Source organism: Kribbella sp. NBC_00709, assembly GCF_036226565.1.
Lineage (GTDB): Bacteria > Actinomycetota > Actinomycetes > Propionibacteriales > Kribbellaceae > Kribbella.
This window is the reverse complement of the sequence record NZ_CP108996.1, coordinates 7,563,570-7,585,632: the sequence shown is the minus strand read 5'-3', so window position 1 is coordinate 7,585,632 and position 22,063 is coordinate 7,563,570. Positions and strand designations below refer to the sequence as shown.

Annotated in this window: 27 protein-coding genes, 1 tRNA gene and 4 pseudogenes; 20 read left to right on the top strand and 12 right to left on the bottom strand. The window is 67.0% G+C overall.

Features of this window, described 5'->3' with window-relative positions; all coding sequences use genetic code 11:
* Positions 1-60 precede the first annotated feature (60 nt).
* The gene (locus tag OHA18_RS37095; RefSeq protein ID WP_329000042.1) at positions 61-1,848 is read left to right on the top strand and encodes a thiamine pyrophosphate-requiring protein; all 1,788 of its coding nucleotides are present in this window, start codon (positions 61-63) and stop codon (positions 1,846-1,848) included.
* 27 nt (positions 1,849-1,875) lie between these two features.
* Here the strand turns inward: OHA18_RS37095 and OHA18_RS37090 are convergent, their stop codons facing one another.
* Entirely contained in the window at positions 1,876-2,304 is a 429-nt protein-coding gene (locus OHA18_RS37090; RefSeq protein WP_329000041.1) for an SRPBCC domain-containing protein, read from the bottom strand.
* Between the two features lie 381 nt (positions 2,305-2,685).
* Between OHA18_RS37090 and OHA18_RS37085 the strand changes: the two are divergent.
* A pseudogene (locus OHA18_RS37085) lies at positions 2,686-3,294 on the top strand (GAF and ANTAR domain-containing protein); the annotation flags it as partial.
* A gap of 267 nt (positions 3,295-3,561) precedes the next feature.
* On the opposite strand, the pseudogene OHA18_RS43445 reads toward OHA18_RS37085, so the two are convergent.
* The 3 genes and pseudogenes from OHA18_RS43445 to OHA18_RS37075 all read right to left on the bottom strand — a co-directional run.
* Positions 3,562-3,801: pseudogene (locus OHA18_RS43445) on the bottom strand (VOC family protein); the annotation flags it as partial.
* Positions 3,802-3,921: 120 nt separating this feature from the next.
* Positions 3,922-4,371 carry a Rieske 2Fe-2S domain-containing protein gene (locus OHA18_RS37080; RefSeq protein ID WP_329006200.1) on the bottom strand — a complete coding sequence of 150 codons (450 nt, stop codon included), beginning with the start codon at positions 4,369-4,371 and terminating at the stop codon, positions 3,922-3,924.
* Between the two features lie 9 nt (positions 4,372-4,380).
* Positions 4,381-4,878, bottom strand: a pseudogene (locus tag OHA18_RS37075) (NAD(P)/FAD-dependent oxidoreductase); the annotation flags it as partial.
* Positions 4,879-5,076: 198 nt separating this feature from the next.
* Here OHA18_RS37075 and OHA18_RS37070 point away from each other — a divergent pair.
* Positions 5,077-6,186 carry a carboxylate-amine ligase gene (locus tag OHA18_RS37070; RefSeq protein ID WP_329000040.1) on the top strand — a complete coding sequence of 370 codons (1,110 nt, stop codon included), beginning with the start codon at positions 5,077-5,079 and terminating at the stop codon, positions 6,184-6,186.
* Positions 6,187-6,201: 15 nt separating this feature from the next.
* On the opposite strand, the gene OHA18_RS37065 is transcribed toward OHA18_RS37070, so the two are convergent.
* The gene (locus OHA18_RS37065) at positions 6,202-6,411 is read right to left on the bottom strand and encodes a CDGSH iron-sulfur domain-containing protein (RefSeq protein ID WP_329000039.1); all 210 of its coding nucleotides are present in this window, start codon (positions 6,409-6,411) and stop codon (positions 6,202-6,204) included.
* Between the two features lie 76 nt (positions 6,412-6,487).
* On the opposite strand from OHA18_RS37065, the gene OHA18_RS37060 reads away from it, so the two are divergent.
* The gene (locus OHA18_RS37060; RefSeq protein ID WP_329000038.1) at positions 6,488-7,480 is read left to right on the top strand and encodes an iron-containing redox enzyme family protein; all 993 of its coding nucleotides are present in this window, start codon (positions 6,488-6,490) and stop codon (positions 7,478-7,480) included.
* Here OHA18_RS37060 and OHA18_RS37055 read toward each other — a convergent pair.
* Together OHA18_RS37055 and OHA18_RS37050 are read right to left on the bottom strand one after the other, a co-directional pair.
* A complete protein-coding gene (locus tag OHA18_RS37055; RefSeq protein WP_329000037.1) occupies positions 7,477-7,707 on the bottom strand; it encodes a hypothetical protein in 231 nt (76 codons plus the stop codon). The two genes, OHA18_RS37060 and OHA18_RS37055, sit on opposite strands and share 4 nt — an antisense overlap.
* A 222-nt stretch (positions 7,708-7,929) precedes the next feature.
* Positions 7,930-8,394 (bottom strand): Hsp20/alpha crystallin family protein, encoded by a 465-nt coding sequence (locus OHA18_RS37050; protein WP_329000036.1) that lies wholly within the window; start codon positions 8,392-8,394, stop codon positions 7,930-7,932.
* A gap of 224 nt (positions 8,395-8,618) precedes the next feature.
* Here OHA18_RS37050 and OHA18_RS37045 point away from each other — a divergent pair, with 224 nt between their 5' ends.
* The 6 genes from OHA18_RS37045 to OHA18_RS37020 all read left to right on the top strand — a co-directional run bounded on the left by OHA18_RS37045 (position 8,619) and on the right by OHA18_RS37020 (position 12,974).
* Complete coding sequence (locus OHA18_RS37045) at positions 8,619-9,152, top strand: hypothetical protein (protein WP_329000035.1); 534 nt, start codon at positions 8,619-8,621, stop codon at positions 9,150-9,152.
* 456 nt (positions 9,153-9,608) lie between these two features.
* On the top strand, positions 9,609-10,268 hold the full coding sequence (locus OHA18_RS37040; protein ID WP_329000034.1) for a hypothetical protein: 660 nt from the start codon (positions 9,609-9,611) through the stop codon (positions 10,266-10,268).
* 1 nt (position 10,269) lies between these two features.
* On the top strand, positions 10,270-10,695 hold the full coding sequence (locus OHA18_RS37035) for a phage holin family protein (protein ID WP_329000033.1): 426 nt from the start codon (positions 10,270-10,272) through the stop codon (positions 10,693-10,695).
* Positions 10,671-11,303, top strand: coding sequence for a DUF3618 domain-containing protein (locus OHA18_RS37030; protein WP_329000032.1), 633 nt, complete (start codon positions 10,671-10,673; stop codon positions 11,301-11,303). Before OHA18_RS37035 ends, OHA18_RS37030 begins: the two co-directional genes overlap by 25 nt.
* Positions 11,303-12,253, top strand: a complete 951-nt coding sequence (locus tag OHA18_RS37025) for a YihY/virulence factor BrkB family protein (RefSeq protein ID WP_329000031.1) — start codon at positions 11,303-11,305, stop codon at positions 12,251-12,253. The genes OHA18_RS37030 and OHA18_RS37025 overlap by 1 nt, the downstream gene beginning before the upstream one ends.
* Positions 12,254-12,326: 73 nt before the next feature.
* Positions 12,327-12,974, top strand: a complete 648-nt coding sequence (locus tag OHA18_RS37020) for a GAF and ANTAR domain-containing protein (RefSeq protein WP_329000030.1) — start codon at positions 12,327-12,329, stop codon at positions 12,972-12,974.
* Between the two features lie 71 nt (positions 12,975-13,045).
* On the opposite strand, the gene OHA18_RS37015 is transcribed toward OHA18_RS37020, so the two are convergent.
* Both OHA18_RS37015 and OHA18_RS37010 read right to left on the bottom strand, forming a co-directional pair.
* On the bottom strand, positions 13,046-13,492 hold the full coding sequence (locus OHA18_RS37015) for an SRPBCC family protein (RefSeq protein WP_329000029.1): 447 nt from the start codon (positions 13,490-13,492) through the stop codon (positions 13,046-13,048).
* A gap of 53 nt (positions 13,493-13,545) precedes the next feature.
* Positions 13,546-13,656: a VOC family protein gene (locus OHA18_RS37010; protein ID WP_329006199.1), complete on the bottom strand. Its 111-nt coding sequence runs from the start codon at positions 13,654-13,656 to the stop codon at positions 13,546-13,548.
* A gap of 248 nt (positions 13,657-13,904) precedes the next feature.
* On the opposite strand from OHA18_RS37010, the gene OHA18_RS37005 reads away from it, so the two are divergent.
* The 4 genes from OHA18_RS37005 (at position 13,905) to OHA18_RS43440 (ending at position 17,102) form a co-directional block, all read left to right on the top strand.
* Positions 13,905-14,348 carry an SRPBCC family protein gene (locus tag OHA18_RS37005; RefSeq protein WP_329000028.1) on the top strand — a complete coding sequence of 148 codons (444 nt, stop codon included), beginning with the start codon at positions 13,905-13,907 and terminating at the stop codon, positions 14,346-14,348.
* Between the two features lie 167 nt (positions 14,349-14,515).
* A complete protein-coding gene (locus OHA18_RS37000) occupies positions 14,516-15,244 on the top strand; it encodes an endonuclease/exonuclease/phosphatase family protein (RefSeq protein WP_329006198.1) in 729 nt (242 codons plus the stop codon).
* A gap of 180 nt (positions 15,245-15,424) precedes the next feature.
* The gene (locus OHA18_RS36995; RefSeq protein WP_329000027.1) at positions 15,425-16,606 is read left to right on the top strand and encodes a serine/threonine-protein kinase; all 1,182 of its coding nucleotides are present in this window, start codon (positions 15,425-15,427) and stop codon (positions 16,604-16,606) included.
* Between the two features lie 304 nt (positions 16,607-16,910).
* On the top strand, positions 16,911-17,102 hold the full coding sequence (locus OHA18_RS43440) for a sigma-70 family RNA polymerase sigma factor (RefSeq protein ID WP_442914353.1): 192 nt from the start codon (positions 16,911-16,913) through the stop codon (positions 17,100-17,102).
* Between the two features lie 282 nt (positions 17,103-17,384).
* Here OHA18_RS43440 and OHA18_RS36990 read toward each other — a convergent pair.
* Positions 17,385-17,654, bottom strand: a pseudogene (locus tag OHA18_RS36990) (ANTAR domain-containing protein); the annotation flags it as partial.
* Between OHA18_RS36990 and OHA18_RS43435 the strand changes: the two are divergent.
* Positions 17,632-18,042, top strand: a complete 411-nt coding sequence (locus OHA18_RS43435; protein WP_442914352.1) for a zinc ribbon domain-containing protein — start codon at positions 17,632-17,634, stop codon at positions 18,040-18,042. The pseudogene OHA18_RS36990 and the gene OHA18_RS43435 overlap by 23 nt on opposite strands.
* A gap of 17 nt (positions 18,043-18,059) precedes the next feature.
* Positions 18,060-18,395: a hypothetical protein gene (locus tag OHA18_RS36985; RefSeq protein ID WP_329000026.1), complete on the top strand. Its 336-nt coding sequence runs from the start codon at positions 18,060-18,062 to the stop codon at positions 18,393-18,395.
* On the opposite strand, the gene OHA18_RS36980 is transcribed toward OHA18_RS36985, so the two are convergent.
* Positions 18,377-18,462, bottom strand: a tRNA-Leu gene (locus tag OHA18_RS36980). The two genes, OHA18_RS36985 and OHA18_RS36980, sit on opposite strands and share 19 nt — an antisense overlap.
* 139 nt (positions 18,463-18,601) lie before the next feature.
* On the opposite strand from OHA18_RS36980, the gene OHA18_RS36975 reads away from it, so the two are divergent.
* A complete protein-coding gene (locus OHA18_RS36975) occupies positions 18,602-19,090 on the top strand; it encodes a VOC family protein (protein ID WP_329000025.1) in 489 nt (162 codons plus the stop codon).
* Between the two features lie 43 nt (positions 19,091-19,133).
* Here OHA18_RS36975 and OHA18_RS36970 read toward each other — a convergent pair whose 3' ends face one another.
* The gene (locus OHA18_RS36970; RefSeq protein WP_329000024.1) at positions 19,134-20,240 is read right to left on the bottom strand and encodes an eCIS core domain-containing protein; all 1,107 of its coding nucleotides are present in this window, start codon (positions 20,238-20,240) and stop codon (positions 19,134-19,136) included.
* 175 nt (positions 20,241-20,415) lie between these two features.
* Here OHA18_RS36970 and OHA18_RS36965 point away from each other — a divergent pair, with 175 nt between their 5' ends.
* The 3 genes from OHA18_RS36965 to OHA18_RS36955 are packed head-to-tail and all read left to right on the top strand — an operon-like array spanning position 20,416 to position 22,051.
* On the top strand, positions 20,416-21,102 hold the full coding sequence (locus OHA18_RS36965) for a hypothetical protein (protein WP_329000023.1): 687 nt from the start codon (positions 20,416-20,418) through the stop codon (positions 21,100-21,102).
* Positions 21,102-21,641, top strand: a complete 540-nt coding sequence (locus OHA18_RS36960; RefSeq protein WP_329000022.1) for a DUF6529 family protein — start codon at positions 21,102-21,104, stop codon at positions 21,639-21,641. The genes OHA18_RS36965 and OHA18_RS36960 overlap by 1 nt, the downstream gene beginning before the upstream one ends.
* 11 nt (positions 21,642-21,652) lie before the next feature.
* Positions 21,653-22,051 carry a Rieske (2Fe-2S) protein gene (locus OHA18_RS36955; protein ID WP_329000021.1) on the top strand — a complete coding sequence of 133 codons (399 nt, stop codon included), beginning with the start codon at positions 21,653-21,655 and terminating at the stop codon, positions 22,049-22,051.
* The last annotated feature ends 12 nt before the right edge of the window (positions 22,052-22,063 follow it).

Sequence of the window (22,063 nt, the reverse complement as noted above, 5' to 3'; positions counted from 1 at the left end):
TGACCATCGCGGCTCGGCCGAAACCCGTTTTGCCGGGTTGTGCCTGGGTACCCGGGCGATATGAGCACGACAGTCGGTGACTACCTGCTCCAGCGACTGCGCGAGTGGGGTGTCGACCATGTTTTCGGGTACGCCGGTGACGGCATCAACGGGCTGCTGTCAGCCTGGGAGAAGGCGGGCAACGAGCCGCGGTTCGTGCAGGCGCGGCACGAGGAGATGGCCGCCTTCGAAGCAGTCGGGTATGCGAAGTTCACCGGTCGGGTCGGGGTGTGTACGGCGACCAGCGGTCCGGGTGCGATCCACCTGCTGAACGGGCTGTACGACGCGAAGCTCGACCATGTACCCGTGGTCGCGATCGTCGGCCAGACGGCCCGGAGCGCGATGGGCGGGAGTTACCAGCAAGAGGTCGACCTGCACACGTTGTTCAAGGACGTCGCATCGGAGTACTGCGAGACGGTGATGGTCGCGGAGCAGTTGCCGAACGTGCTCGACCGGGCGATGCGGATCGCGGCGTCGCGTCGTACCGTCACCGCGCTGATCATCCCGTCGGATGTGCAGGAGCTCGAGTACACGCCGCCGTCGCACGCGTTCAAGATGGTCCCGTCGAGCCTGGACCTGAGCTGGTCGGCACCGGTCCCGGCGGCGGACCAGCTGGACCGGGCCGCGGAGATCCTGAACGCGGGGGAGAAGGTCGCGATCCTGGTCGGCCAAGGTGCACGCGGCGCGGTCGACGAGGTCACCGAACTCGCGCAGCTCACCGGTGCCGGAGTCGCGAAAGCCCTTCTGGGCAAGGATGTTCTGAGCGATGAGCTGCCGTGGGTGACCGGTTCGATCGGTTTGCTCGGCACCAGGCCGTCGTACGAGATGATGATGGACTGCGACACGCTCCTGGTCGTCGGGTCGAACTTCCCGTACTCGCAGTTCCTGCCGCCGTTCGACCAGGCGCGGGCGATCCAGATCGATCTCGATCCGACGATGATCGGGATGCGGTATCCGTTCGAGGTGAACCTGGTCGGCGACGCGGCCCGAACCCTACAGGCGCTGATCCCACTGGTGCACCGCAAACCGGACCAGTCGTGGCGGTCCGGGATCGAGAGCAACGTCCGTCGCTGGTGGGAGGTGATGGATCGGCGCGCCCACACGTCCGCCGATCCGATCAACCCCGAACTGGTGTTCCACGAGCTCTCCGGGCGGCTGCCGTCGAACGCGATCGTCGCCGCGGACTCTGGCTCGGCGGCGAACTGGTACGCGCGCCACATCCGCTTCCGTGACGACATGCGGGGATCGCTGTCCGGGACGCTGGCGACGATGGGGCCCGGGGTGCCGTACGTGTTCGGCGCGAAGTTCGGGCTGCCGGATCGGCCGGCGTACGCGCTGGTGGGTGACGGCGCGATGCAGATGAACGGGATCAACGAGCTGATCACGATCGCGAAGTACTGGCAGGAGTGGGCGGATCCGCGGTTGGTGGTCGCCGTGCTGCACAACAACGATCTGAACCAAGTGACGTGGGAACTGCGGGCGATGGGAGGCTCGCCCCAGTTCCTGCCTTCTCAGCAGCTGCCGGAGTTCCCGTACGCCGGATACGCGCGGCTGCTCGGGCTGCACGGGGTGACCGCGGAGAAGCCGGAGGAGGTCGGGCCGGCCTGGGACGAGGCGTTGCGCGCCGATCGGCCGTGCGTGGTCGAGTTCCGGACCGATCCCGCCGTACCGCCGATCCCGCCGCACGCGACCTGGGACCAGCTGGAGAAGGCGCTGGAGTCGATCGTGCGTGGTGACACCGATCGGGCCTCGATGATCAAGGAGGGCTTCAAGTCCAAGGTCCAAGAGTTCCTGCCCGGCAAGTCATAACGCCTGGGTGCCCGGAAACCTGCGGCGCTAACTCTTTCCCTCCACGACCTGCTCGAGCCGCTTGAGGGCGCTCGTCCAGAGCGTGTTGTACTGCGCCAGTTGGGTGTGATGGATGCCGCCGTGGGTCAGGATCAGGTACGTGCCGTCGTGCCCTGGGACCACGTCCACCAGGACGGTGCTGGCGGGGTGCTCAGGGTCGTCGAGCGCGGCCTGGAAGTAGTGCCGGGGTTCGCAGATCGTCACGATCCCGGTCTGTTCGGCTCGCGCTCGTGTGACGACCATGAACCCGCCGTACTGCGTGTCGCTCAGAACGGTCGGCCCGAGCCAGCTACTGAGGTGCTCCGGCTTGGTGATGAGCCTCCACAGCTGGTCGGCGTCACATCCCAACGTCCGTACGTACCTCAACTGCGGCGCCTGATCCGTACGCGTCGCCCGTCCCGTATCTGTACGAGCCATACCCGACCAGTGCCCCTGACTGCCTTTCGCACTCGCGGTTCTGCTGAGTAGGAAAGTGCCGCGTGGGCGGGCAGCTCGTTGGCTCTGTGCTGGTCACGACCCTCGCCTTGGTCGCTGTAGCCACGTCGATCTCCGGCGCGAGGCCGTTGCCGCCCGAGACGGTTTGGTGTGCAGCCAGGGATCGTGGCAAGCTCTGTTTCGGCGACTGTTGGACAGTCAGCAGCCGACGCGTTATATCGGCTTGCCTGGAGGAACGGTGGCCGTCGGCTGCGCTGACACGTATTACGACTACGACGAACGCTTCCTAGCATGAGCGGCATCGAGGATGGCGCCCTCCAGTTGGGCGCTCACGACGAAATAGCGGCTGAGAGTCGGCTGCGCATGACCGAGACCGTTGATCAGGCAGCCGATGTCTTCGCTCGGCTGGCGGTCGAGTTGCACGGCGCTGGTGGCGTCGAGGAAACCATCGACGCGGTCGTCCAGTTTGCTCTGCAGGCTCTGAGCTGCAGCTATGCCGGTGTAGCCCTCTATCGCCGAGGTCGGCGACCGGAGATCGCGGCCGTCACCGATCCGGTTGTCGCTGACATCTACAACCTTCAGATCGACGACGGATCCGGCCCGTTGATCGAGTCGTTGCAGAACCAGACAGTCGTACTGGTTCGCGACACGGCGGTGGACCTCCGGTGGCCCGCCTGGGCCGCGGAGGTCGCTCGTCTCGGCGTGCGCAGTGTGCTGGACGTGCCGCTGGCCGTCGGCGCCTCCGGTTCACGATCGTTCGGCGTACTCGGGTTGTACTCACCTGAGCCGGACGCGTTCGGTGCGGACGACGAGGCGGTCGCCCACATCCTTGCCCGGCACGCATCGGTTGCGGTTGCCACTGCGCGGCACGAGCAGACGCTGGCGCAGGCGGTTGACGCGCGGAAGCTGGTCGGTCAGGCGATGGGGATCCTGATGGAGCGCTACGGCCTCGATGGGGACCGCGCGTTCGCGCATGCGATGTTGGAGGACTATCGGGCCGGGCTCGGGGTCGATCGCCACACCGACGAGTCGGATCGCGCTGCCGGTCGGCGGATCGAGTGCCCGACGCTGGTGCTGTGGTCGACCGACGACGACCTGGAACAGCTCTACGGAGATCCGGTCGAGGTCTGGCGGCCCTGGTGCCGCCAGGTCGAGGGGCATGGCATCAAGTCCGGCCATCACCTGGCGGACGGTTGCCCCCAGCTTGACGGCGCGCTGGACCTCGAGGTCGAGGTCGTCGACCTGAATGTCCAGATGGGCCTGCATCTGTTGACTGTCCGGGAGTTGCGGCCACACTGGCGCAACGTGGTCGGACTCGAGCTGGAAACTCAGTCCTGGTCGGTCGTGCTCGGGATGACGTAGGCGGACCCATCCTGGCTCGCGGCTGGTCTCGACCCATCCCAGAAGCTCTCGGTAGAAGTCGGCCGGCGCGGGCGGGTCGGGGGTCCCCAGAACGGTGGCAGCAAGGCTTGCAGTCATGAGTGTCTCCGGTGAGTGGGGCGTTGGTCAGATCGACCGATCCCATCGCCTACCAAGGCCTGCAGCGTCGTCATCTCCGTCCCTTTCACGCCTGTCCGAATCGGTGTACTGGGCAACTGCTCACTCGCCGGGCTTGGCCAGCGGAGACGTCGCCGGGCCGTCGAGCACGGAGCCATCGGGTGCGAAGCGAGAACCGTGGCAGTTGCAGTCCCAAGTGGTGTCGCCTTGGTTCCAGCGCAGCGGACACCCGAGGTGAGTGCAGATCGGTACGACGGTATGCAGGTGACCATCGTGGTCGCAGTACGCGCCGACTGTCTTGCCGTCGAGGTCGTACAGGCCGCCTTCGCCGACCTCCACGTGATCCAGCCCGCGGCCCAGGATGCGGCGGAGGTGTCCGGCGGCGAACTCCTTGCCGACCTTGAGGTTGTCCTTGACGAGCTCCGCGACAGCGCGTGCATCGCCGATACGACTGGCGTCGTACAAATCGCTCCAGGGGTTGTTCCGGCCGAGGACGGCGTCGCGCAGGATGCCGGCGGCAACGGTTCCGTTGGTGAGGCCCCATTTGTTCATGCCGGTCGCGATGAGAATCGGCGAGCCGGGCGCCTCGCCGACGAACGGGAGCAGATCCGGGGTGCTGTAGTCCTCGGCAGACCAGCGATAGTCGGGCTGCACGTCGGTGTTCCAGAGCGAGCCGACCCAGTCGACGAGGCTCTGGTACGCCACGTCCGTGTCCTGCTCGGCTCCGGTCTCGTGGCCGCCGCCGACCACGATGAGCCCAGTGGGTCCGCCGCCGGGCCACGGTCGAGTGGACCGTACCGGCGCGTCGGCCGAGATGGTCATGCCGGCCGGTGCTTCGACCGGCAGCCGGACCGCGATCCCGTGCGACTGGTTCGGTCTGGTACGGGCGAAGTACCCGCCGAGGGTGCCGATCGGCAGCAGCGTGGCGACCACGGCGTGCGCTGCGCTGACTCGTGGCCCGACGGCGGTCAGCGCCTCTACACGGTCGTTGGTGGGATTCAGGTCGGTAACTCGGCTGTGCTCGAAGAGCCGGCCGCCCGCCTCGATGAAGGCGCGGGCGAGGCCGCGGGGTAACGGACTGGATGAAGCATCGCTTGGTTGTCGAACCGCACCGCTGACGTGCCCTGCCCCGGTAGTCCGGTTTCGTCAGGTCCTGCGAGCTGCGCCGGCAGGCCGAGTGCCCACGTCCTGCTCGTCCATGCGTCCGGAGTACTGGTCGAGGGTTGGCTTGTAGGCGGGGAGGTAACAGGAGGACCTGTGATCAAGGCCAAGTCCGTCCCCGTTGCGCCGCCTGACGCCGGTCGGCTCCGGGCGTTGTTTGCCGGCACCGTCGCCGGAACTGTGGGGTTGGAGGAAGAGCTGCTCGTGGTACATCGGGGGAGCTGGCTGCCTGCGGATGCTGAGGCAGTGGTTGCGGGCGTTGGCGACCCGCGGGTGAAGCGTGAGCTGCCGGCCTGCCAGCTCGAGATCGCGACTTCCGTTCACGCTGAGGTGACCGACGCGGTCGAGGAGCTGCGTACATGCAGGGAACTGGTGGCCACCGCCTGCGGTCCGGACCTGGCCGCGATCGCCGCGCCGGTCCATCCCCTCGTCGACGGACCCACCGCCTTGTCGCGCACCGAGCGAGCCGCCGGGCTCGCAGCTCGCTATCGCGAGGTGATGGACCGGCAGTTGGTCTCCTCGTTGCAGATGCACCTGGCCTTCGGCGACGCCGACTGCACGCTGGCCGTCTACCACGCACTGCGCGACCGGCTGCCGGAACTGGCTGCACTCGCTGCGGCCTCGCCGTTCGCTGGTGGGCGGGATACGGGGCTGTGCTCGGTGCGTCCGGTGGTCGCCTCTCAGTTGCCTCGGCAGGGTGTGCCGCCGATCATCGCCTCCTGGGAGCAGTACGCCGACGACCTCGCCTGGGCTGTCCGGGGTGGGGCCGTGGCCGATGCTTCGGAGTGGTGGTGGGAGCTGCGACCGCACACCGGCTACGGCACGCTCGAGCTGCGGGTGCTCGACGTACAGGCAACCGTGGATCGGACGCGCGCGATCACGCGGTTCGTGCACGCTCTTGTCGCGGGTTTCGCCGACCTACATCATGTCGGCAACCTTGAGCCACCGGCGCCGAGCTGGAGGATCGCGGAGAACAGGTGGTCCGCGCTCCGGGACGGCGTCGGGGGAGAGCTCCTAGATCTGCGGAGCGGTGAAGCCCGGCCCACGCGGCGATGCCTGCACGACCTCATCGACATCGCAGAACCCTATGCTCCGGGCGGCCTGGACGACGTACGGGCGATGGTCGAACACCCGCCCGTGGACGAGCTCCGAGCCCTCGGCCCCAACCGCGTCGTCCCCTGGCTGGCGGAGACCTTCACCGCCTGATGCTCCTGACAGCGCTCAACTGGCGCGAGTTCGGCGCGGGAGAGTATGCGTGCCGTCGCAGAACGGAGGGACGGCGGAGCGCCCGCAGCGGCAGAGCGCGATGGTACGGCGTTCCGCCGGAATCGGACCGCCGTCCTCGTCCAGCAGTTCGAAGTCGCCGCGCACCAGGATCGGGCCGTCCGGGTAGAGACGGATCTGTGTTGCGGCGTCGTCCTCCGTAGTCATGAACCAGCTGGTACCCACTCCAGTAACGGTTTCCGGGCCGGGTACTGGATGGCCGCCAACGCGTCAAGGGGGACACATGCAACTACCACCGCCGCGTGGGCCGCTCAGTGCCTGGTTGAACGACCAGCTCACGGGCGCCCGCGGTGCACAGCGGACCACAGAGGTCACGCGATCCAGTCAGCCGTTCGCCGACGAGGATCTGCAACTTGCGCTCTGGATGGCGTACGAGCTGCAGTACCGCGGCTTCGACGACGTGGACCCCGAGGCCCAGTGGGACCCGGGCATTATTGCGGCCCGCACCCAATGGGAACGCCCCTGGATCAACTGGCTGGAAGCTACCTGCCGGGTTCGTCCGGCTGACGAACCGGTCGCCGACCAGCTCCGGGCGATGATCGACGCCGATGACGGGCCGCGGCTGGCGCCGTACCTGCGGCGGCATGCCACGACGGAGCAGTTTCGTGAGTTCGTTCTGAACCGGTCGGTCTACCAGCTCAAGGAGGCCGATCCGCACAGCTTCGCCATTCCGCGTCTGGACGGCGCTGCCAAGGCGGCGCTGGTCGAGATCGAAGCCGACGAGTACGGCGGCGGCCGCCCGGAACGGATGCATTCCGAACTGTTCCGTACGACGATGCGCTGGCTGGGACTCGACGACAGCTACGGCCGGTACGTCCCGGAGGTTCCGGCTGTCACGTTGGCCGTTTCGAATGTGATGTCGCTCTTCGCGGTCCACCGTCGTTGGACCGCTGCGCTCATCGGCCATCTCGCGGCGCTCGAGATGACCTCCACTCTCCCCAACCGGCAGTACGCCGCCGGCGCTGCCCGCCTCGGCGCCTCGAAAGACCAGGCGCGGTACTTCACCGAGCACGTCGAAGCGGACGCCGTCCATGAGCAGATCGCTGCCCACGACCTCTGCGGTAGCTACATACAACAGAATCCCGAGGCGATCAGCGACGTCCTCTTCGGCGCCCGCTGCTCACTCGCCATCGACAACCTCTTCGCCGAACGTCTACTGACCCGATGGAAGGCATCCACCCGCTACCTCCGCGCGGCCTACGCCACGGCAGGCTAACGCTCCGATGGTTCGTACTCCCGGCGATAGCGGTAGGAATTGTGTTCGGCGATTGTGCCGTCCGGGTTGGTGATGATGTGATCGACGCCGTACCAGCAGGCTACGATCGCGCCTTGGCCGGCCTGGCATTGTCTTCCGCCGCCGGCTGCGAAGGGTTCGTCGCTGGCGCGCCAGCGGGTCTTCCAGATTCCGTTCTCGCAGTACGTCTCGATGTCGTCAACGGCCATGATGATCCTCGGTCATCCTGCTCCACGTCTCCGCGGGCTCGAAGCTTGATCGTTGGGTTCGGGATTGGCCAGATGATGCGGCTGCCCGCCTGGTCAAGGGTGTGACTCGGCGGGCGGCCGCATCACGGGTCAGGAATCGTGTCGGGCGGACAGGGCTTGTCGATCGGCGGGTCGCACGGCGATTCCCAGCAGGCAACAACAAGTCCTGTCACCGGTGCCGGGTCAGGCGTTGATCTCCTTGCGATCGCTGTCGGTGCTCGCGATCGAGATCTTGCGCGGCTTGGCCTGTTCGGCGATCGGAATTCTCAATGTCAGTACGCCGCCTTCGTAGCGGGCCGCGATCCGGTCGGCGTCCAGCGTGTCGCCCAGGAACAGCTGCCGGGAGAACACTCCGAGTGGACGCTCGGCAACTTGCATCTCCACGTCGTCGCCGAGCTCGAGCGGGCGGCGCTCGGCCTTCACGGTGAGCACGTTGCGCTCCACGTCCAGTTCGATCGCGTCCGGTGAGACACCGGGAAGATCGAAGGAAACGACGTACTGATCGCCTTGGCGGTAGGCGTCCATCGGCATCGCGGTCGGCCGGGACCACGTGCCGGGCGCCTGGCTCCCCAAGACCTGCTGGGCCAGGCGGTCGAATTCCCGGAACGGGTCTGTGCGCATCAACATCGTCTGCACCTCCTGTGGCATCGAGTCAACTGTGGTGTTAATACGCACCTCCGGTATAACATGTCATCGAAACGATGACAAGTGCCGTTGTCATCCAATCGCTGACATTGAGACCATGAGGTGATGGAGTGGCCGCCGAACACCAGGCAGACGATGCGCCGACTCCGGTGGCAGCTGCACTCGCCGCCGTGGAGCAGGTTGTTGGGCAGCTCGCGCCTCACGCCCCTGCAGTCGGGGATTCCGGCGTGAGCTCGGCGAACGTTCTCGCGGCGCTGACCCAACTGCGGTTCGTGCAGGATCGGCTCTCGGCATGGGAGCCGTTGCTGATCGGAGCAGCGCGCGAACACGGCGTCAGCTGGGCCGAGCTCGCCCCCGCGCTCGGAGTCGCCAGCCGGCAGGCCGCCGAGCGCCGCTACCTACGGCTGAACCCGCACAGCACCGACCAGCCGGACATGACTGGCGAGCAGCGGGTGCAGGCGGCCCGCGACCGCCGCGCCGGCGATCGCGCCGTGACCCGCTGGGCCCGGGACAACGCGGCCCAGTTGCGCCGCCTCGCTGCGCAGATCACCGCGCTCGACGACCTCGACACTGACGCCCAGGAAAGCGTCGATCGTCTTCTGCACGCGCTCGGCGACGGTGACTCCTCAGCGCTGCTGGTGCCGTTGGCCGATGCCGGAGCACAGCTCGGGACCAGCAATCCCCATCTGGCCGGGCAGGTCGCGGACATCAACACGACCACGGACCAGCTGCGCGACGAACACAAGACCAGAACGCAGTAGCCACCCGGGAGCCGGGCGCGGTACGGGACCCGGGGCCAGGACGAGACCCGGCTTTCGAGCTTGGCTGCACTCGGCCTGGCCGTGCACTGTCCGGCGCGAAGCGTCTGTACTGCGCCGGTTCTACTTCGCCGACACTGTGGTGCCCTGCCAGTACCCGTCTCGCATGCATCGCCGCGACAGAGCATCGCGCGGTTCGAGAGCCGATTCGCCTGCAGGGCAGGAGATTGTCGTGTTTGCCTGCGGGTACCGGTCGGCTGATCTCGATGGTGGTACGACAGTGTGCCATTTCGGTAAGTCCTTGTTGCGAGGCAGAAATGCTGCGCCCGTCGGCCTGAGCAGGTCGCCCCCGTCTTTGTTGCCGTCGTTGTCGTACGGCGGATGAGGCGCGGCGCTTCGTGACGTCAGTCAATTGCTCCTGGAAGGAGCCGTCACATGTCGCCTACGACGAATCATCGGATGAGTGCAGAGAGCCCACCAACGGAGGGCGTGGCCGAGACCGCCCGGGACCAAGCCGGGCAGCTGAAGGAGACGTCGGCCGACGCTGCTCGCGAGGTCGCGGGCACGGTCAAGGAGAAGGTGTCGGACGTGACGTCGGATGTCCGTGCGGAGAGCCGGCGGTTGGCGAGCCAGACGCGTCAGGAACTTGTCGGGCAAGCGAGTCAGCAGAAGGACCGTGCTGCCACGGCCCTTCGTTCGGTGAGCGACGAGTTGCGCGGTATGGCCGAAGACGGCCAGTCGGGTCTGGGTTCTCAACTCGCACGGCAGGGCGCCGAGTTCACCGATCAAGCTGCGGATTTCCTGCAGCAGCACGAACCAGCCGACCTACTGGACGAGGTCCGCGGATACGCGCGCCGCAAGCCGGGCACGTTCCTTCTGATCGCCGCCGCTGCCGGTGTCGTCGCCGGTCGCCTCACCCGTGCCTTGGCAGCAGGCGGCGCCAGCGGAACGACCAGGAGCGGTACGCCCGCCAGCAACGGATCGCTGTACAGCAACGGATCGGCGGGCGGCAACGGAGTGCCAGAGCCAGCCGCCGACGAGTACCTGGTCCCGCCGCCCGCGGCGCCGATGGGTACCCCGGTCACGCCGCCCCGCCCCGGGCCAGGAACGGAGTGGTGAGATGACTGTCGACGGATCACCACCCGGCAGCAGTCCGCAGCGGCTGTCGATGGACGAGTCAGTCGGTCAGCTCGTCTCCCAGCTGACCACCGATCTGGGACAACTGACGCGCCAGGAGCTCGCGCTGGCCAAGGCGGAGCTCCAGACGGAAGCGAAGAAGGCCGGAAAGGGCGCAGGCATGCTCGGCGGCGCGGCGTTCGCGGGCTGGATGGTCGCTCTCTTCGTCTCCTTGGCGGTGATGTGGGCTCTCGACGAGGCCATGGATCTGATCTGGGCAGCGCTGATCGTCGCAGTCGTCTGGGCGGTCGTGGCCGTCGTACTCGCGATATCGGGACGCAAGGAGCTGCAGGAGGTCAACCCGAAACCCGACCAGACGGTCGAATCACTCAAGGAGGACGCGAAATGGCTGAAGACCCGGAAGAGCTGAAGCGCAACATCGAGCAGACGCGGCGCGATGTGGGCCGCGACGTCGACGCCTTGACGGAGAAGGTCAGCCCAGGTCGGGTGGTCGGCCGGCGGGTCGACCGGGTCCGCGGCGGCGTCCATCGGTTGAAGGAGCACGTGATGGGTTCGGCTGGGTCGATGGGCGGATCCGTGAGCGACACGGCCGGTTCGGCTGTGTCGACCGTGCAGGACGCGGGCAGCAAGGTCGGTGACGCTGTCGGTTCAGCGCCGGACATGGCTCGGGCGCGGACCCGCGGTACGCCGCTGGCTGCAGGCCTGATCGCGTTCGCGGCAGGCTGGGTGGTCGCCGCGGCGCTGCCCACGTCGACGCAGGAGCGCGAGCTCGCCCGGGACACCAAGGACAAGGCCATAGAGGCAGCCGGTCCGGTGAAGGAACAAGCCACACAGATGGCCCAGGAGATGAAGGACAACCTCCAAGAGCCGGCGCAACAGGCTGTCGAGAACGTCAAGCAATCCGCGTCCGAGGCAGCAACCGAGGTAGCGGACGAGGGACGCTCCGCAGCTCACGAGGTTGCGGACAACGCGAAGGACTCGGCCGACAACGTCCGGCAGGCGGGTTCCTCGAGCTGATGAGCGACACGCGACGACCGGACGTTCCGGGAGTGGATGCCGAGAAGCCGACGGAGATCCCGGCGACCGGTTGGTGGCAGGTGATCCGGCGGGCCTGGGCCGAAGCCAAGACCGACCAGGTTCCGCTGCTCGCGGCCGGCGTCGCGTTCTTCGGCTTCCTTTCGCTGTTTCCTGCCGTCATTGCCGCGGTGCTGGCCTATGGGCTGGTTGCGGATCCGGCCCAGATCCGCAACCAGGTCGAGGATCTGACCGCAGCGATGCCGGCGTCAGGTCGCGATCTGTTGCTCCAGCAGCTCGACGCCCTGACCTCGGCACCGCGGCAAGGTTTGGGTATCGGCGTCGCGATCGCCGTGATCGCCGCCCTGTGGAGCGCCTCGGGCGGCGTGGGATATCTGCTGAGTGCGGTCAACCTCGCGTACGACGAGGAGGAGACCCGCGGGTTCATCCGCCGCAAGCTCCTGGCTCTGGGCATGACACTGGGCGCGATCCTCTTCGTCCTGCTTGCGATCGCGCTGTTGACGGCAGGCACCGCAATCGGGGACCAGGTGGCACGACCGATCCAGATCCTGCTGGCCGTGGTGCGGCTGGTGCTCGCCGTCGTACTGATCTCGGTGGCGCTCGCGGTCACCTACCGGCTGGGGCCGGATCGCGACGCGCCGCGTATTCGGTGGGTGTCCACAGGCGCCGTCGTCGCGACCGTCATCTGGCTGGTCGCGTCGATCGGCTTCTCGGTCTATGTCGAGACGTTCGGCAACTACGCCAAGACCTATGGCAGCCTGGCGGCAGTGGTGGTCCTGATGTTGTGGCTGTGGCTGACCGCGTACGCCGTACTGCTCGGAGCCGAGATCAACGCGGAAGCCGAGCAACAGACCGCGCGCGATACCACCAGGGGCGAGCCGCGCCCCCTCGGCCGGCGGAACGCTGTCAAAGCGGACTCGATCCCGAAGTAGGTGTGATGTCGGCGTGTGGGGGAGGCGAGGATTCGGGTACCGGCGAGGCGTGAATGACGACCGGCTTCTGACCATGGCGCAGCGTCTTCTGAAGACGCTGACTCCGGGCGACCTCGACCACACGCTCAGTCGCATCACCGCCGCTGCGGTCGAGGCGCTACCGGAAACCGACTACGCGAGCATCACGATCCTGCACGCCGACGGCCGGCTGGAGACCGTCGCGCCGACGGACGAGGTGTTGTGGGGCGTCGATGCGGCGCAGTACGAGCTGGGCGAAGGTCCGTGCTACGAAGCGGCTGCGGATGCCGTGCACGTTGCTTCGCCTGATCTTGCCCGGGACGAGCGCTTTCCGCGGTACGCCGTGAGTGCGGTGGCCGCGGGTCTTCGCGCGCAAGCCGGTATCCGGCTCTTCGACGCTCCCAAGTCCCGAGGGGCTCTCAACCTGTACTCCGAGAGCGTCGGCGCGTTCAGCGATCTGGGTGCGCTTGGCGAGCTGTTCCGGCACCAGGCCGCGGTGGCGATCGACTACGCGCGGGAGATCCAGAATCTGCGCGAAGCGGTCCAGACCCGCTCGATGATCGGTACTGCGGTCGGCATCGTGATGGAGCGTTACCAGCTGACCGACGACCGCGCCTTCGCCTTCCTCACTCGGTTGTCGCAGGACGGCAACATCAAGTTGCGAGAGATCGCCCGCCGCCTCATCGCCGCCACCCACGGATGACTCGTACCGTTCTCGCTCGGTCGCCGGCTGACCTGAGCTGTTCCGGGTCAATGGCTTTACTGGTCAGTGATTCAGGTCGCTTCGAGTGAGGACTTGATGGTTTCGAGAACGTGCTGAAGCTCGCCGTCGGTGTCCTCGTCGGCGGCATGGGCGGTGTCCAGGCGGACGGTCAGTCGCGAGGTGCCGTCGGCAACGAAGTCGACGTCCAGCTCGCCGTGGTAATCGTGTTCGCCGGGTGAACCCCAGCGGAGACTGCGGTTCTCTTCGACGACCTCGATCCACGCTTCACCACGCACCTGGCGTCCCGACGGCACCTCGGCCGTGACTTCGATGTCTTCATGCACCGCCTGCTTGGAACGTCGTGCTTCCAGGCCCTGTGCTTCTCCAGGTCTCGGCTCGGTCCGCCGCACGTCCCGCAGCCGCGGCAGGTACTCGGGCAGGTTGTCAAGGTCGGAGAGGTACTCGAAGAGGATGTTCGGTGCGACGTCCACTGTCGTCCACGTCTCATGGTGTGCCATAGAAGCCCCTTCTGGTCATGGTGCTCATGGAACGGACCTCCTGGTGTGCACGCTCAAGCAGAGATGACGCAGAACTCGTTGCCTGCGGGGTCTCTGAGTACGACGAAGGCGTGCTCGTCGGGGTAGGGCCAGGCGTCCGGCCGGGTCGCTCCGAGGCTGAGCAGGCGCCCTCCGGGGTCGGACTCAACATCAGAGCACGGCCAGTGGCCGGGGCTGAGGCAGTCGGTAGCAGCGCCCGCATGCCGGAACGGTGTCCCGGTCCTGCCGGACGCAAACGCTCCACGCAGGGGGAGGGGACGTTTGCCGATTTCCCGGGCGGTTGGTCAAGAGGGGTTTGTACCGGTGCCCGTGCGGCCGTCCCGGAAACCAGCCGCAGCGAGTGTCGCGGGTTCGCCGGGGGTACCAATGGCAGGTGAGCGAGAACGAACATCTGATCAATGCGGACGTCGCCGATGTGTTCGCGGTACTTACCGACGGCTGGTCGTACGGCGCCTGGGTTGTCGGCGCGTCCCGAGTGCGTGATGTCGATGCGCACTGGCCGGAGCCTGGCGGGAAGATCCGCCACTCGGTTGGCGCCTGGCCGGTGCTGATCAACGACACAACGTCGGTGCTGGAGTACGAGCCGTTGAGTCGTCTGCGGTTGCGGGTGAGGGTTTGGCCGGCAGGAGACGGCGAGGTCGAGTTCCGGGCGACCACGGTGGAGGCGGGGTGTCGGCTCGTCATGTACGAGCGGGCGACCAGCGGTCCGGTGTCTCTGCTGCCTGCGTTGGTCCAGGACCTGTTCCTGGGCGCTCGTAACGCCGAGACACTCCGCCGCCTCGCGCTCCTCGCCGAGCATCGAGGCCCAGCGGAGTGAAGAGGTGGTTCTGCGATCACGTCGCCGGATCCGACTACCTGCAGCTGATCTACGCGTACCGGCGGCAGGCCGCAGGGCAGAAGCAGTAGCAGTCTCGTCGGCGTGTCTTCGGGTGCTCGCGGGTACCGGTTGGGGTGACCGAGGAAGGTGAGATAGCGGTGAGGTTCATGACGTGGAACGTCTGGGGACGGTTCGGTGACCGTTGGTTGCGGCGGCAGCGGGCGATCGTCGAAACGGTGCGGGCGCGGCGGCCCGATTTCGTTGCCCTGCAGGAGACCTGGCGGTACGACGGTCAGGCCCAGACCGATCTGCTCGGGTTCGAACTGGGGATGACATCGGCGTTCGCGCCGTCGCGGATGCCCCGGGACCCGGATCCCGACGTACGCCTCGGGCTAGGGGTCTTGAGCCGCTTCCCGTTGCGGAAGGTTGAGCAGCACACGTTGTCGGCCGGCACCATCGCTCTCCGGGCGGAGATCCGGCTGGGGACGGACAGTCTGCATTTCATCACCAGCTGCCTGGACTGGGAGGAGGACCACGAGCGGGAACGCTTCGCTCAGGCGAGTTCGCTGGCGTCGCTGGTGTCCGAGCTCAAGGGGCGCGGTGACGACGTGGTCGTTGCCGGTGACCTGAACGCGCCGCCCGGTCGGCCCGAGCTCGAGCCCCTGCTCGCCGTGCTCGAGGACTGCTGGCAACCACAGAGGTACGACGGCGTGACCTACAGCTCCCGCAATCCCTATCTGGACAAGGGCGAATGGCTCGAGGACCAGCGGATCGACTACATCCTTGCCAACAACGGACTGGTACCGACGGACTCCCGGCTGGCCGGCCTCGACGAGGACCACGGCCGCCCACCGTCGGACCACTACGCCGTCGTCACCGACGTGCCAGTCGCCTGATCGGGTCGATCCCTCGGTCACCTCCGCCGCGCGCAGAAAGATTTCGAGCGGACGGCCGGGACCGAGCGACTGCGACTGGCCTGAGAAGCGCCGAGCTCAGCATGGGATCCGTCGTTTGCCTGAGGGTACCGAAAAATGATGAGGCGAGTTGGGGAACTGATCGCGGGCCGGTACAGGGTCGTGGACGCCATCGGGCGGGGCGGGATGGGGGAGGTTTACCGGGCGACGGATGTGGTGTTGTGCCGCGAGGTGGCTGTGAAGGTCATGCTGCCGATTCCCGAGACACTCGCCGCGAAGGAGCGCTTCCTGCGCGAAGCGCGTGCGACTGCCCGTCTGCGCCATCCGCACGTGGTGGCGGCGTACGACTTCGGCCAGTATGGCTCCGCCTACTACTTGGCGATGGAACTTGTTCGGGGCCGAACGGTGGGCGAAGAGCTCAGGCGGCTCGGGCCGCTCCCGGCGGAACGTGCCGGGCAATTGGTGAGGCAGGCAGCCGCGGGCTTGGCCGCCGCCCACGCGGAGGGCATCGTCCATCGCGACATCAAGCCCGACAACCTTCTGCTGACGAACGACGGATGCGTAAAGGTCGCCGACTTCGGCATCGTCCGGCTCCTCGACGATCCCACCACGACTCTGACCTCGGCCGGACAGATTGTCGGCACCAGCCACTTTCTTTCGCCAGAGCGGGTGCTGGGAAGACCGGCGGAGCCGGCATCTGATGTCTATGCCCTCGGCTGTGTCCTCTACCAATTGGTGACCGGACGCCCGCCCTTCGTTTCCGAGAGTCCTGCGTCGGTCATGTTTCAGCACGTCCAACGGGAACCGGCACCACCGACAGAACTTCGGCCGGAGCTGCCCAGTGATCTCGAAGCGCTGACGCTCTGGATGCTCACGAAGGACCCCGCCCGACGGCCGACCGCGCTCAAGATCGCGAACGGCGTCCGGCGGCCCATCGTCATGATGTCCGAAACCGACATGGCGACAACCACGGTCCTGGCTGTACGCCGGAAATCCCTGAGGCCGGCGTTCATCGCGATCACTGCGATCGCGGCTCTTGCAGTGCCGGCAACCGTTGGCATCCTGTCTGGAGCCACAGACGCGAAGCCGCCGGACACCTATGACCTCAACCCGGAAGCCGAACACACTTTGCCGCCGGTTGCACCGAGTACCTCGCAGACACCGACGCCGGCCGCTGTCCGCACGGTGACCCAGACGTCGACGTCTGAGCCATCTAAGGTGCATCGAGTCCAGCCCACCGAACCGAAGGCCTCATCGCCACCGCAACAGAAGCATGTCGGTCCGGGCAGATCGGCGACACACCAGACGCATGGCCCGCTGAAGCCAAAGAAGACCAAACCTTGAGTCACCGGCGTCCGCAGGCGGCGCAAAGGTCTGTGCTGGACAGATCTGCCGCACGGGCCACGCCTAGCCGGTTCGGGTGTTAAGGCATGGGTACCGCGATCACAGGAGCCTGAGGTCGCTCGCGTTTCGACACGACGGCCGCGGGGTCGAACGGGAGGAACTGTTCCAGGTCGCGTACGTCGGTCTCGTCAAAAGCGGCACAGGGATATCAGCCCGGCCCGGATACGGACTTCCAGTCATACGCCTTCCCGACGATCCGGGGTGAGCTCAAGCGGTACCCGACCGGGCAGACACCTTCGAACTGGTGGTCCAGCTCGAGACGTTACGCCCGGTCTTCGAGAATCTCGGAGCTCGGGACAAGCTGATCCTCCGTCGGAGGATGGTCGACCATTGGAGCCGGGCCGAGATCGCCTCCGAGATCGGAGTCAGCCAGACGCAGGTTTCGCGAACGCTGAGCAGAATGATGGGCACCCTCCGCTCCGCAATGACCAGTTGATGGAAACTGCGCAGGTCGCTGCTCGACGACTGGACTTCGAGGTGTGAACCTCCGCTGGCCGGGAACTGCGTGATCAGGTTTGCCTTCGGGCTCGAGATCGGGGGCCGGCTCAGGCCGCGCGTGTTCGAGAAGCAGCGCGCGCGGCCGCCTTCATCGTCACGGACCAGGCAAGGAGCTGGTCAACTCGCAGATCCGGGCGATGCCGTCCCCGGATCTAGGCATTCGCCTGGCGGTGCGCCGATGCTTGTTGGTCGCCCTGGTTCCCAGCAGTGGCTTTGGCGTTCAATCGCCGGATTTCGGTACGGGGAGCTTACGTGTGTCGATCAGTTGCTGGGCGACGTCGCGCAGCTTGGTGTTGGTGTCCTGGGAATAGCGTCTGAGGACGGTGAACGCTCGGTCGCTGTCGAGGTCGGAGCGCTCCATCAAGATCCCCATCGCTTGGCCGACCAACTTGCGGGCGTCGGCGGCCTGCGCGAGGCTCGCCTCGTGGCGAGCGCTGGCCAGCGGAACCGAGGCATGCCGCGCGAGTATGTGCGCGACCGCAATGTCGTCGGAGCTCGAGAGGCGGAAGCGGAAGGCCGGCGGCGAGGCCGGCTGGTCGTCGGTGGATCGGCGCCGGGTGTCGAAGAAACGGGTGTACCGGTTGCGAGGTCGGATCAAGTGCGGCATCTGCGCGCGGAAGATGGAGGGTGCTGCGCGGAGGGCGGACACGATCTACTACCGCTGCAACGCACGCACGCTTCTGCCTGGATCTGCGACGGCGACCGCTCACCCGCAGCAGATCTACCTTCGCGAGGATGTGATCACGCCTCCGATCCATCGCTGGATCGGCTCGTTGTTCGATCCGATGCATCGGGGCGACACGATCACAGCGCTACTTGATGCTGACGACTCAGGCGATGAGCAGCTGAGCACATTGAACGGCTGCCGGATCGGGTAGCCGCGGCTGAGGTCGTTATGAAGAAGTTGCGCAAGGCATTGGATGCAGACTGGGATCCGGTCGAGCTGCGGACGCAGTACAACGCGGCGGTCGCCGAGAAGCGGGCGGCTGAGACGGCGTTGGCCGCGGCGCCGAGTGAGAAGCGTTTGACTCGTGAAGAGCTTGAGGGGTACGTCGACCAGCTCGGCAATGTCGCGAAGGCTCTCGACTGGGCGGAACCCGAAGAGCTTAGCGAGCTTTACGCGTCGCTTCGGCTGTCGCTGACCTACCACCACGTGGAGCAGATTGTGGAGGTGGAAGTCGACCCGCTGGCCGACCGTGTAGATAAGTACCGTGTCCGAGGGGGGACTTGAACCCCCACGCCCCGTAAAGGGCACTAGCACCTCAAGCTAGCGCGTCTGCCTATTCCGCCACCCGGACGAGTGGTCTGCACCGGGGTGCGGTGCTGACCGGAGAACAGTAGCAAAGACCAGGGGTGGAATTCACATCGGGCGGGTGTGGATGGTGACGGAGTGTTGGGGGCGGGGTAGTTTCAGGTTCAAGGAGAGAGGTGGGGCCGATGACGGAGATCGATCTGGGTGCGGTGGAGGGTGAGCGGGAGCGGATCCGGGCGGCCTATCTGAAGCCGGGTGGAGTGAGTTCGGCGCGCGGGCTGCATCACACGGCGTTGCTGTGTGCTGACGTCGAGCGGACGGTCAGGTTCTACCAGGGGATCCTGGGGTTCCCGCTGACCGAGATGGTCGGGAACCGGGACTACGAGGGCTCGACGCACTTCTTCTTCGACATCGGGAACGGGAACCTGCTCGCGTTCTTCGACTTCCCGGGGCTCGATCTCGGGCCATACGCCGAGGTGCTCGGCGGACTGCACCACCTGGCGATCTCGGTCGAGCCGGACCAGTGGGGGCGGCTCAAGGAGAGCCTGATCACGCACGGTGTCGAGTTCCAGGAGGAGAGCGGTACGTCGATCTACTTCCGCGACCCCGACGGCGCGCGGATCGAGCTGATCTCCGACCCGCTCGGCGAGATGTACGGCCTGAAGGTCCTCTGACGCCTCACGTGCCAGGGCCCGTGCGCGCCGCTGTGGTGACGCCTCACGTACCGGGCCCGTGGGCGCCGCCGTGGTAGATCTGCCGGGCGGCGACGGCGTACGAGTCGGCGTTGTCGATGGCGTCGGACGGTGACAGGGTCGCGTACGACGGCTGCCAGTTGTAGGCCTCGTCCTCCGCGCCCGGGTACTGGTGTGCGCGTTCGTGGATGAGCGTCTCGACGCGGTTGTAGTAGTTCTCCCGGAACCACGGCGGGCACACATGGATGTCGCCGCGCCGCCGGATGAACGCGAACCTGCCACGGACGTACGCCTGGTCGTCGCAGCCCTCGTCCTCGCATTCGTAGGTGAAGCCGTTGCTGAGTTCGGTGCGCAGCGACTGGAACCCGTCGCGGATCTCGAGAACGTCGCCTGAGGCAACAGTGTGGAAGTTGTCCAGCAGCGCCTGTTTGACGACGGCAGCTGTGCCCGGTGACGCCGGTACCGTGCTGTGCCGCGGATTGGCGAAGACATTGGCATAGTCGACGATCTTGCGGGTGGCGTCGTTCACCCAGATCCGCGCCGCCACCAGGTGCGTGTTGAGCAGGGCGGTCTCACCCGGCGTGCAGTCCTCGGTGTCCGCGAGCGGCGGGGAATCGGCGCGTTGCAGCGCCCGCCCGGCCGTCGCGTCGATGGTGGCTGGAGCTGAGCCGTCGAGTACGGCGTCGGCGATGCGATCCGCCGTCTGTTCCTCCGGATCCGCCGGCCGACTGACCGGCAGTTCGCTGCCCCTCGCGTGGTGCGAAGTACCGGCCTGCTGGATCGTGTGGACCAGTTCGTGCGCGAGGACACGGCGGCCCTGGTCACCGCTGGTGGCTGCACTGCCGAGGACGACGTGATTGCCGACCGTGTACGCGAGTGAGCCGACCGCCGCCGCGGACTCGGCTGCCCGAGCATCCGCGTGCACGCGCACCGTACCGAAGTCATGCCCGAGGCGTTCCTCCATATCCGCGCGTACGCCGTGTTCCAGCGGTGCTCCGCTGCCCGCCAGCACCTGGTGAACCTGCGGCGGGGCGATCGCAGGGCCGGCGCCGGATGCTTTACGTCGCAGCTGATCGTCGTCGTGGTCGCAGGCCCCCGGCGGACACTGCACGCCGCCACAACGCTGCAGCACCGCCCCAGGGTGCTGCAGAGACTCAGCTGCCCACACGCGCTCCACAACCTCCAGCGCACCCCACGACCCGTCACCGCGTCGTCACAGCAGAGTTGGTACCCGATCCGGGCGGCTGAGCCGTTGACCGGTTCGGGTAGCCGCGGGATTCTCTTGTCGGGGTGAGGGCGGTGGGGTGATGGGGCAGCGTAGTCCTTTGGTGACGTTGGCGGCGACGGCCGTCGGGCTGGTCGGGTTCATGGTGGTCAACAGCACCCAGACCGGGAACCCAACGCCCGCCGGCAGCCCGGCCGCGACCGCGACGGCACAAGACAGCGCCACGCCGAGCGCCACACCGACAGCGCCCGGCACAGTCACCCCGACAGCAACCGAGACGACGATGCCGGCGCCATCGAAACCACCTGCACAGGTGACGGCGGTGTACGCCGGGCGGACGGGCGACCGTGTCGCGTCGTTGGCGATCGCGACGAAGGGTGATCGCGCCGCGGCGTACGTCTGCGACGGCCGCAGCCTCGAGGCCTGGCTGACGGGGACGTTCCGCGCGGGCCGGCTGGACCTGCGCTCGAAGACCGGCGAGCGACTGGCCGCCACGATCACCAGCAGCACCGCCACCGGCACATTCACGCTGAGTGGCCGCACTCTGCGCTTCGCGATCGCCAAGGCCGGACCGCCCGCCGGCCTGTACCGCGCGCGGAACACCACCAGCACCATCGGCTGGATCGTCCTGCCCGACGGCAAGCAGGTCGGTGTCGACAACGACGGTACGCCGGCTCCCGCCCCGCCGCTCGACACGACCACCCGCGCCGCGACCGTGAACGGCGTCGCCGTGACAGCCCAAGCAGTCATCGGAGATGAGACGTTCTGATGAGCACCGCACAGGTTCAGAAGACAGCCAGAGTCGCGGTCCCACTGTCGGCCGGCGCCGCGGTAGCCGTCGCGCTCGGTGTCTACGGCCGCCTCCACGACCCCGCCGGGGTCGCGATCAACCTCGCGGGCTTCTCCAGCTTCCAATCCGTGAAGACCTGGCTCGCGACGCTCGCCTTCCTCCTCGGCCTGGTCCAAGTGATCTCGGCGATGTCACTGTTCGGACGCCTGCCGACCAGCCCCTGGGTGGCACCGCTGCACCGCTGGTCCGGCCGCGCCGCGGTCGCGGTCACCCTCCCCGTGGTCGCGCACTGCCTCTATGCCCTCGGCTTCGAGTACGGCGAACCGCGCGTACTGATCCACTCGCTCCTGGGCTGCTTCTTCTACGGCGCCTTCGTCGCCAAGATGCTGACCCTCAGCCGAACCGATACGCCCAAATGGCTGTTGCCCGTGGTTGGCGGAGCACTGTTCACCGCACTGGTCGGCCTGTGGCTGACGTCGTCGCTCTGGTTCTTCACCACGTTCGGCGTGATCCGATGAAGGGCGCACCCATGGAGCAACCAGCCCGCCGCGCCGTGCTGGCCGTCGTACTCGGTGCGACCGCCGTCGGCTGCTCGAAGTACGGCGAACCCTCGAACAAGCCGTCGCAGACGGCGCCGGCGAACGCCGTACTCGGTCAGACCGACGAGATCCCGGTCGGCGAGGGCAAGATCTTCGACCAGAACCAGGTCGTCGTCACGCAGCCGGTCAAGGGCACCTTCAAGGCGTTCAGCTCGACCTGCACCCATCAGGGCTGCCAGGTCACGACTGTTGCCAACGGCACCATCGACTGCCCCTGCCACGGCAGCAAGTACTCCGTGAAGGACGGCTCGGTGGTGGCCGGACCTGCACCGCGACCGCTGCCGCCGAAACAGATCACCGTTTCCGGAGACTCGATCACGCTGATCTGATGGACCTCGGGA

Coding starts and splice junctions, on each gene's coding strand:
- OHA18_RS37095 (WP_329000042.1), top strand. CDS start 61: ATGAGCACGACAGTCGGTGACTACCTGCTCCAGCGACTGCGCGAGTGG.
- OHA18_RS37090 (WP_329000041.1), bottom strand. CDS start 2,304: ATGGCTCGTACAGATACGGGACGGGCGACGCGTACGGATCAGGCGCCG.
- OHA18_RS37080 (WP_329006200.1), bottom strand. CDS start 4,371: ATGAACAAATGGGGCCTCACCAACGGAACCGTTGCCGCCGGCATCCTG.
- OHA18_RS37065 (WP_329000039.1), bottom strand. CDS start 6,411: ATGACTACGGAGGACGACGCCGCAACACAGATCCGTCTCTACCCGGAC.
- OHA18_RS37060 (WP_329000038.1), top strand. CDS start 6,488: ATGCAACTACCACCGCCGCGTGGGCCGCTCAGTGCCTGGTTGAACGAC.
- OHA18_RS37055 (WP_329000037.1), bottom strand. CDS start 7,707: ATGGCCGTTGACGACATCGAGACGTACTGCGAGAACGGAATCTGGAAG.
- OHA18_RS37050 (WP_329000036.1), bottom strand. CDS start 8,394: ATGCCACAGGAGGTGCAGACGATGTTGATGCGCACAGACCCGTTCCGG.
- OHA18_RS37040 (WP_329000034.1), top strand. CDS start 9,609: ATGAGTGCAGAGAGCCCACCAACGGAGGGCGTGGCCGAGACCGCCCGG.
- OHA18_RS37035 (WP_329000033.1), top strand. CDS start 10,270: ATGACTGTCGACGGATCACCACCCGGCAGCAGTCCGCAGCGGCTGTCG.
- OHA18_RS37030 (WP_329000032.1), top strand. CDS start 10,671: ATGGCTGAAGACCCGGAAGAGCTGAAGCGCAACATCGAGCAGACGCGG.
- OHA18_RS37025 (WP_329000031.1), top strand. CDS start 11,303: ATGAGCGACACGCGACGACCGGACGTTCCGGGAGTGGATGCCGAGAAG.
- OHA18_RS37020 (WP_329000030.1), top strand. CDS start 12,327: ATGGCGCAGCGTCTTCTGAAGACGCTGACTCCGGGCGACCTCGACCAC.
- OHA18_RS37015 (WP_329000029.1), bottom strand. CDS start 13,492: ATGGCACACCATGAGACGTGGACGACAGTGGACGTCGCACCGAACATC.
- OHA18_RS37000 (WP_329006198.1), top strand. CDS start 14,516: ATGACGTGGAACGTCTGGGGACGGTTCGGTGACCGTTGGTTGCGGCGG.
- OHA18_RS43435 (WP_442914352.1), top strand. CDS start 17,632: ATGTGCGCGACCGCAATGTCGTCGGAGCTCGAGAGGCGGAAGCGGAAG.
- OHA18_RS36985 (WP_329000026.1), top strand. CDS start 18,060: ATGAAGAAGTTGCGCAAGGCATTGGATGCAGACTGGGATCCGGTCGAG.
- OHA18_RS36975 (WP_329000025.1), top strand. CDS start 18,602: ATGACGGAGATCGATCTGGGTGCGGTGGAGGGTGAGCGGGAGCGGATC.
- OHA18_RS36965 (WP_329000023.1), top strand. CDS start 20,416: ATGGGGCAGCGTAGTCCTTTGGTGACGTTGGCGGCGACGGCCGTCGGG.
- OHA18_RS36960 (WP_329000022.1), top strand. CDS start 21,102: ATGAGCACCGCACAGGTTCAGAAGACAGCCAGAGTCGCGGTCCCACTG.
- OHA18_RS36955 (WP_329000021.1), top strand. CDS start 21,653: ATGGAGCAACCAGCCCGCCGCGCCGTGCTGGCCGTCGTACTCGGTGCG.